This window comes from Kitasatospora sp. NPDC056327 (assembly GCF_042261735.1).
Taxonomy (GTDB): Bacteria; Actinomycetota; Actinomycetes; order Streptomycetales; family Streptomycetaceae; genus Kitasatospora.
This window is the reverse complement of sequence record NZ_JBHJRC010000075.1, coordinates 22,204-30,065: the sequence shown is the minus strand read 5'-3', so window position 1 is coordinate 30,065 and position 7,862 is coordinate 22,204. Positions and strand designations below refer to the sequence as shown.

The following is a 7,862-nucleotide window of genomic DNA, read 5'->3' as shown; positions in this document are numbered from 1 at the left end:
CCCCCGCCCCAGGTGCAGCAGCGTCTCCCGCTCCCTCCCGGGTCCAGCGGTGCCGGGCCGGTCAGGCCAGGGTGCCGAGCGCCTCGTTGAAGGTCTTCGACGGGCGCATCACGGCCGCGGCCCTGGCCGGGTCGGGCTGGTAGTAGCCGCCCAGCTCCACCGCGGAGCCCTGCACGGCGACGAGCTCCTCGACGATGGCCTGCTCCTGCTCGGACAGCGCCTTGGCCAGGCCCTCGAAGGCCTGGGCGAGCGCGGCGTCCTCGGTCTGCGAGGCCAGCTCCTGGGCCCAGTACAGGGCCAGGTAGAAGTGGCTGCCGCGGTTGTCGATGCCACCGAGGCGGCGGCTCGGCGACTTGTCCTCGTTGAGGAAGGTGCCGGTGGCGCGGTCCAGCGTGTCGGCCAGCACCTGGGCGCGGGGGTTCTCGGTGGTGCGGGCCAGGTGCTCGAAGCTGGCGGCCAGCGCGAAGAACTCGCCCAGGCTGTCCCAGCGCAGGTAGTTCTCCTTGACCAGCTGCTGGACGTGCTTCGGGGCGGAGCCGCCGGCGCCGGTCTCGAACAGGCCGCCGCCGTTGATCAGCGGGACGACCGACAGCATCTTGGCGCTGGTGCCCAGCTCCAGGATCGGGAACAGGTCGGTCAGGTAGTCGCGCAGCACGTTGCCGGTGACCGAGATGGTGTTCTCGCCGCGGCGGATGCGCTCCAGCGAGAAGGTGGTGGCCTCGACCGGGGACTTGATCTCGATCTGCAGGCCGGTGGTGTCGTGCTCCGGCAGGTACGCCTTGACCTTCTCGATCAGCACGGCGTCGTGGGCGCGGGTCTCGTCCAGCCAGAAGACGGCCGGGTCGCCGGAGACGCGGGCGCGGGTGACGGCCAGCTTCACCCAGTCGCGGATCGGCAGGTCCTTGGTCTGGCAGGAGCGGAAGATGTCGCCCGGCCGGACGGCCTGCTCCAGGACGGTCCCGCCGGTGGCGGCGTCGACCAGGCGGACGGTGCCGGCGGCGGCGATCTCGAAGGTCTTGTCGTGGCTGCCGTACTCCTCGGCGGCCTGGGCCATCAGGCCGACGTTCGGGACCGAGCCGATGGTGGCCGGGTCCAGCGCGCCGTGGGCGCGGCAGTCGTCGATGACGGCCTGGTACACGCCGGCGTAGCTGCTGTCCGGCAGCACCGCGAGGGTGTCGGCCTCCTGGCCGTCCGGGCCCCACATGTGGCCGGAGGTGCGGATCATGGCCGGCATCGAGGCGTCGACGATGACGTCGCTCGGCACGTGCAGGTTGGTGATGCCCTTGTCCGAGTCGACCATGGCCAGCGCCGGGCCCTCGGCGAGCTCGGCCTCGAACGAGGCCTTGATCTCCTCGCCCAGGTGCGGCAGGGTCTCCAGGCCGGCCAGGATGCCGCCCAGGCCGTTGTTCGGGTTCAGACCGGCCGCGACGAGCACCTCGCCGTACTTGGCGAAGGTCTGCGGGAAGAAGGCGCGGACCACGTGGCCGAAGATGATCGGGTCGGAGACCTTCATCATGGTGGCCTTCAGGTGGACCGAGAACAGCACGCCCTCGGCCTTGGCCCGGGCGACCTGCGCGGCCAGGAAGGTGTTCAGCTCGGCGACGCGCAGCACGGAGGCGTCGACGACCTCGCCGGCCAGCACCGGGACCGACTCGCGCAGCACGGTGGTGGTGCCGTCCTCGGCGACCAGCTCGATGCGCAGGGTGCCGTCCTCGGCGACCACGGCCGACTTCTCGGTGGAGCGGAAGTCGTTCTCGCCCATGGTGGCGACGTTGGTGCGGGAGTCGGCCGACCAGGCACCCATGCGGTGCGGGTGGGTCTTGGCGTAGTTCTTGACCGACGCGGGGGCGCGGCGGTCGGAGTTGCCCTCGCGCAGGACCGGGTTGACGGCGCTGCCCTTGACCTTGTCGTAACGGGCGCGGACGTCCTTGTCCTCGTCGGTCTGCGGGTCGTCCGGGTAGTCCGGCAGGGCGTAGCCCTGGGCCTGGAGCTCGGCGACGGCGGCCTTGAGCTGCGGGATCGAGGCCGAGATGTTCGGCAGCTTGATGATGTTGGCGCCCGGGGTCTTGGCGAGGGCGCCCAGCTCGGCGAGGGCGTCACCGATCCGCTGCTCCTCGGTCAGACGCTCCGGGAAGCTCGCGATGATCCGCCCGGCGAGGGAGATGTCGCGAGTCTCCACCTTCACGCCCGCCGTGGAGGCGTACGCCTGCACCACGGGCAGGAACGAGTACGTTGCCAGGGCCGGCGCCTCGTCGGTGTGCGTATAGATGATGGTCGAGTCAGTCATCGGTACTCCGCTTCACGTCTCCAACGTCTTGACGTCAAGATATCTCGTGACCGCCCCTCCGCTCCACCTCCCCCCGGACACGGATCAGATCCACCGTCGTCCCGGCACGGGCGCGGGGCAAGCGGAGCGGACCCGGCCGCGGCCCGCCGACGGGTCCGGCAGCCGGTCCGGCAGCGGGTCGGCCGGGCGGCCGGGAACGCTCCGGGAGAGGTCTGGACCACATTCCGGGTGCACGGTCCGCTGAACGGTGCGCCCGAACGTCAGGACTCCGTCAACGCAGCGCTGCATTCGGTCAACGCCGCGTCAGGACTGTTCTCCGGACGCCCGTGTCCGCCCTAGCGTCGGAGGAGAAGTTCCCGCAGGCCCCTCTCCACCACTGAGGAGCAACCGCATGGCCCGCGCCGCCGTCTGGCACGTCCCGGTCACCGTCACCGGGCGGACCACCTCCCTCCGCCTCTTCCGCCTGCGCGACGGCCGCCGCTGCGCCGTCGGCTTCAGCTCGGCGGGCGCGCTCGCCGAGCTGCTCGGCCCGGAACAGAGCGCCGTCGAACTCGGCGAACCGGCGCTGCGCGCGCTCACCGCGCCGCTCGGCGTCGACGAGCTGGTCCTGGACCCCCGGCTGTCCGCGCTGCCGGTGACCGGCCCGGCCGACGCCCGCCCGGACGCCGGTCACCCCGCATCCCGTTCCGGCGCCCGGCTCCAGCGCCGGTGAGCGCACTCCACCTCGCCCCCGGCGACCCCCGGCCCGAACCGGCCCGCCCGCTGCACGCCATCGCCCGGGTGGGCTACGGCCCGGTCCCGCTCGACTTCGACCGGCTGGCCGCCGAGATCCCCGCGGTGCAGAGCGGCCTGGCCCTGGCCGGCGAGGCCGATCTCGAACTGCGGCTGGCCTGCACCGGCCCGGCGGAGCTGCGCGCCGTCTCGGCCGCGCTGCTGCGGGCCGGCGCCGCGCACGTCCACGTCGACCTGGTCCTGCGGGCCCTCGTCCCGGCCCGGGCGGCCCTGCGCCCGGTGCCCTGACGGAGCCGCCCCCGCCGCCACCCGGCACACCCGGGCCGCGCCCCTCGGGCCCCCGCCGGCACCGCGGCGGGGGCCCGCACGCCCCGGCACCGCAGTCCGACCGACGGGAGCCGCCGGACCCGCCCTACGCCCGGCGGGCCAGCGCCGCGATCGCGGTGAGCAGCAGGGCGGAGCCGGCGAGCAGCGCCGGGGTGAGCGGTTCGCCGAAGCAGGCGGCACCGAGGACCGCCGCGGTGGCCGGTTCGAGCAGGACCAGGACGGCCGCGGTCGCCCCGGGCACGGTGGCCAGCCCGGCGAAGTACCAGCGGTAGGCGAGCAGGGTCGGCACGGTGCCCAGGAACAGCAGGGCCCCGGCGGTCGGCAGCGGCGCCCCGCCGGACGGCAGCACGCCGCCCTCCAGGGTGAGGGCGAGCGGCAGCAGGCAGAGCAGACCGGTGGTGAACGCCCCGGCCGAGGCGCGGGCGGTGCCGCCGGCCCGGGCCCAGAGGGTCAGCCCGCTCTGGCCGGCCCCGGCCAGGACGGCGAGCGCCACCCCGGCCACGGGGTGCGGGCCGGTCACCGGACCGGCCACCAGCAGCGCCAGCCCGGTCAGGGCGAGCAGATCGGCGGCCACCGCCCGGCCGGTGAGCCGTTCACCGAGCAGCAGGTGGGCGCCGAGGCCGGTGAGCACCGGCCCGGCCCCGATGGTCACCAGGGTGCCGAGGCCGAGCCCGGCGTACCGGACCGAGGCGAAGTAGGCGCACTGGCTGACGGCCAGGCCGAGCCCGGTGAGCACCGCGGCCCGGCGGGGCACGGCGCCCGGCCGGGCGCGCCCGCGGACGGCGGGCAGCAGGGCGAGGCAGCCGGCCGCGACGGCGAACCGCCAGGCGCAGACGGCGACCGGGCCGAGCCCCGCGGTGCCCATGAGCAGGGCGGCGACGGCTCCGCCCGCGCCCCAGGCGACGGCGGCGGACGAGATGGACAGCAGGCCGTGCCGGACCGGCACGGCGGCATGAGCGGTCATGCGTTCGTTCTCCACGACGGGGTGCCGGGCCGGGCCCGGCCGGATGAGGTCCACCGGCGAGGCGGGCGGCACTCACCGGCCCGGGGGCGTCGGGGCCGCCGGGCGGGGAGTCGTGGTGGGGCCGCCCGCTAGCGGACGGGCGGCGGCAGGATCCGGGAACGCATGGGCGTCACCCTACCCGCGCCGGTCACCCGATGCCCCGGCCGCGCGGTCGGTCCCACCGGCCTCGTGCGGGCCTCGGTCGGCCCGGTACGTCGAGGACGTCGAGGTGGTCGACGCGGGCGGCCGCGGAACCCCCGCCCGGTCCACGCGGAAGGGCCCGCCGGCACACGCCGGCGGGCCCTCGCGCGTCCGGGTCCGCGCCCCGGCGGGGCACTACAGCGAGAGCACCGTCCGCAGCACGTGGCCCACCACCGCGTCCGGGTCGCCGACCGGGCCCTCCGAGCGCCAGGCGACGAAGCCGTCCGGCCGGACCAGCAGGGCTCCCCCGGGACCGATGCCGTGCAGCGCCCCGAAGTCGGCGCCCGGCTCGGGGGCCAGGTCGTCGTCCGCGCCGTCGCCGATCCGGAAGGCGTCCAGCGGGACGGCCAGCCGGTCCGCCGCCCGCCGGGCGGCCTCCTGCCAGGCGGTGCCGCCGGAGCCGGTCAGCAGCACCGGCGCCTGCTCGTACAGGTCCAGGGTGGACAGCCGCACCCCCGCCCGCAGCAGCCACTGGTGCGGGGCCCGGCTGCCCGGCTCGCCCGCCGACTCGAAGGCCTCCGGAACCACCGGGCCGGCCGGGTCGGTGCCGACCACCGCGCCGTCCCGGTAGCGGTAGCCGAGCGCCACCGCCAGCACCCCGGCCTGCCGGCCGACGCCCGGGACGACCGCGTACCCGGGGTGACTGTGCTCGGCCGACCGGGCGGAGGCCCGCTCACCGGTCACCTGCGCCACCGGCCGGCGCTCGCGCCCGTAGGTGTCCAGCAGGGCCGGCCCGGCCCAGCCGCCGAGCACCGCCGCGAGCTTCCAGGCGAGGTTGTGCGCGTCCTGGATCCCGGTGTTGGAGCCGAAGGCGCCGGTCGGGGACATCTCGTGCGCCGAGTCCCCGGCCAGGAAGACCCGGCCCCCGGAGTAGCGCTCGGCCACCCGCTCCGCGGCGTGCCAGGGGGCCTTGCCGGTCACCTCGACGTCGAGCCCCGGCATCCCGACCGCGGCCCGGATGTGCCGGGCGCAGCGCTCGTCGGTGAACGCCTCCAGCGGCTCGCCGTGCTCCGGGTGCCACGGGGCGTGGAACACCCACTCCTCGCGGTTGTCGACCGGCAGCAGCGCGCCGTCCGCGTCCGGGTTCGTCAGGTAGCAGGCGATGAAGTGGCGGTCGCCCACCGCCTCGGCCAGCCGCTTCGCCCGGAAGGTGATGCTGACGTTGTGGAACAGCTCGCCCTGCCCGCTCTGGCCGATGCCCAGCCGCTCGCGGGCCGGGCTGCGCGGGCCGTCCGCCGCGATCAGGTACTCGGCCCGGACGGACCGCTCCTCGCCGGACTCCCGGCTGCGCAGCAGCGCGGTGACCCCGTCGGCGTCCTGCTCGAAGGAGAGCAGCTCGGTCCCGAAGCGGATGTCGGCGCCCAGCTCCCGGGCCGCCCGGCGCAGCACCGGCTCCAGGTCGTTCTGGCTGCACAGGCACCAGGAGCTGGGGCTGAACCGGGCCAGCCGCCCGCCCGGGTCGATCTCGCGGAACAGCCACTCCTGCTCCTCGCCGGTCAGCGACGGGGCCTGCAGGATGCCGTGGTTCGGGGCCAGGACGGACGCCGCCTCGCGGATCGCCGGCTCGATGCCGGCCACCCGGTACAGCTCCATCGTCCGCACGTTGTTGCCTCGGCCACGCGGGTGGTGCGAGGTGTCGGCGTGCTTCTCGACGAGCAGGTGCCTGACACCCAGTCGGCCCAGGAAGAGGGAGGCCGACAGCCCGACCAGCGAGCCGCCGACGATCAGGACCGGGACCCGGTCGTCAACCTTCGGTTTCATCAATTGCTCCAGCCTGTCCAGGAGTTCGGGGCCGAATGCGGGGCTCGGAGCGGCCCCCGGTGGGGCGCGCGGACACGGCGGCCCGGTGGATCCGTCCCCCGCGGCGGGGGCCTTGTGCCCGCTCTTCGCCCGGATGGCCCGCATATCTCGCGCCACCCGGGAGCGCCGCGCACGATCGACCTCAGGCCTGGTGGCCGACCGCCACCGCAGCACCCCTCCCGCCGGAGGCCGCCCGGCCCCGACCGGCCCCCTCCGGCACCGGAGCCGCCGCACGCGGCCCCCGACGCGTGCGGCCCAGAAGCAGAAAGTGGATCATGACGACTCTGTCCGAACCGCCCTCCCGGCAGCACTCCCCCTCCGAGACCCGCCTTCGGGTGGTCCTGATGCTGGAGATCCAGGACGGTGCCCAGCAGCGCTTCATGGACGTGTACGAGAACCTCCGCCACCAGGTCGCCACCGTGCCCGGCCACGTCAGCGACCAGCTCTGCCAGTCGATCAACGACCCCCGGCAGTGGCTCATCACCAGCGAGTGGGAGAACCAGGAGACCTTCCTGGAGTGGGTCGACAGCCCGGCCCACCGCGAGATGGTCAAGCCCATGCACGGCTGCGTCAGCGACACCTTCCGCTCGCTGCGCTACACCATCCTCCGCGAGACCTCCGCGGCCGGCGCCACCGGCAGCCGCCCCCCGCTGGAGGTGCCCTCCGACCTGCCGCGCACCGTCCCGGCCGGGCACGTCGGCCCGCCGAAGGCCGACCCCGGCCCGGACGGCGTGGTCCGGCACGCGCTCACCTTCACCGTCAAGCCCGGCAGCGAGCCCGAGGTGGCCCGGATCCTGGCCGGCTACACCTCGCCCGGCGCCGAGGTCGACGCGACCACCCGGCTGCGCCGCACCTCGCTGTTCCTGCACGGCAACCGGGTGGTGCGCGCGGTGGAGGTGACCGGCAGCCTCGGCGACGCACTGCGGCACGTCGCCATGCAGCCCGAGGTGCGGGCCGTCGAGGAGGCGATCAACCCGTACCTGGAGGAGGCCCGGCAGCTGGGCGACCCGCAGGCGGCGCGCGCCTTCTTCGCCCGGGCCGCGCTGCCCGCCGTCCACCAGGCCGTGGCCGTCGCGCCCGTCTCCGGGCGGCTGTACCGGCACGCCGTGCTCTACCCGGTGAGGCCCGGCAACGGGCGGGCGGTCGTCGAGGTGCTGGCCGAGTACGACGAGTTCGCCACCGCCGACCCGACCGGGCCGGTCGCCGCGGGCACCGTCTTCCACCGCGACGACGTCGTGGTCCGGCTGGTGGACCTGCGGCTGCCGCCGGAGGCGGACCCGGCCGCGGCGCTCGGCGTGGCCGGCGAGCGCGAGGCCACCGTCCTCGGCCGGCTGCTCGACCTCGGGCCGGAGGGCGACCTGCGCACCGACGCGGGACTGCGCGCCTTCCTCGCCGCCCGCGCCATGAACCCGGTCACCGACCGGACTTCGCAGGCCGGCTGACCGCCCGGAACGACCCGGCCGGACCCGGCAGGACCCTCCGGCAGAACCCGGCAAGACTCGGCAAGAAGGA

6 protein-coding genes are annotated in these 7,862 nt (G+C 75.4%); 3 read left to right on the top strand and 3 right to left on the bottom strand.

Annotated features, from left to right (window positions below):
- Positions 1 to 61 precede the first annotated feature (61 nt).
- Positions 62 to 2,287 (bottom strand): NADP-dependent isocitrate dehydrogenase, encoded by a 2,226-nt coding sequence (locus tag ACFCX4_RS13905; protein ID WP_376141854.1) that lies wholly within the window; start codon positions 2,285 to 2,287, stop codon positions 62 to 64.
- Positions 2,288 to 2,678: 391 nt separating this feature from the next.
- On the opposite strand from ACFCX4_RS13905, the gene ACFCX4_RS13900 reads away from it, so the two are divergent.
- Complete coding sequence (locus ACFCX4_RS13900; protein WP_376141852.1) at positions 2,679 to 2,999, top strand: SAV_915 family protein; 321 nt, start codon at positions 2,679 to 2,681, stop codon at positions 2,997 to 2,999.
- Complete coding sequence (locus ACFCX4_RS13895) at positions 2,996 to 3,307, top strand: hypothetical protein (RefSeq protein WP_376141849.1); 312 nt, start codon at positions 2,996 to 2,998, stop codon at positions 3,305 to 3,307. Before ACFCX4_RS13900 ends, ACFCX4_RS13895 begins: the two co-directional genes overlap by 4 nt.
- Before the next feature lie 124 nt (positions 3,308 to 3,431).
- On the opposite strand, the gene ACFCX4_RS13890 is transcribed toward ACFCX4_RS13895, so the two are convergent.
- Entirely contained in the window at positions 3,432 to 4,310 is an 879-nt protein-coding gene (locus tag ACFCX4_RS13890) for a DMT family transporter (RefSeq protein WP_376141846.1), read from the bottom strand.
- Between the two features lie 375 nt (positions 4,311 to 4,685).
- Positions 4,686 to 6,311, bottom strand: a complete 1,626-nt coding sequence (locus ACFCX4_RS13885) for an FAD-dependent oxidoreductase (RefSeq protein ID WP_376141843.1) — start codon at positions 6,309 to 6,311, stop codon at positions 4,686 to 4,688.
- A gap of 314 nt (positions 6,312 to 6,625) precedes the next feature.
- Here ACFCX4_RS13885 and ACFCX4_RS13880 point away from each other — a divergent pair, with 314 nt between their 5' ends.
- Complete coding sequence (locus tag ACFCX4_RS13880; protein ID WP_376141840.1) at positions 6,626 to 7,792, top strand: SchA/CurD-like domain-containing protein; 1,167 nt, start codon at positions 6,626 to 6,628, stop codon at positions 7,790 to 7,792.
- The last annotated feature ends 70 nt before the right edge of the window (positions 7,793 to 7,862 follow it).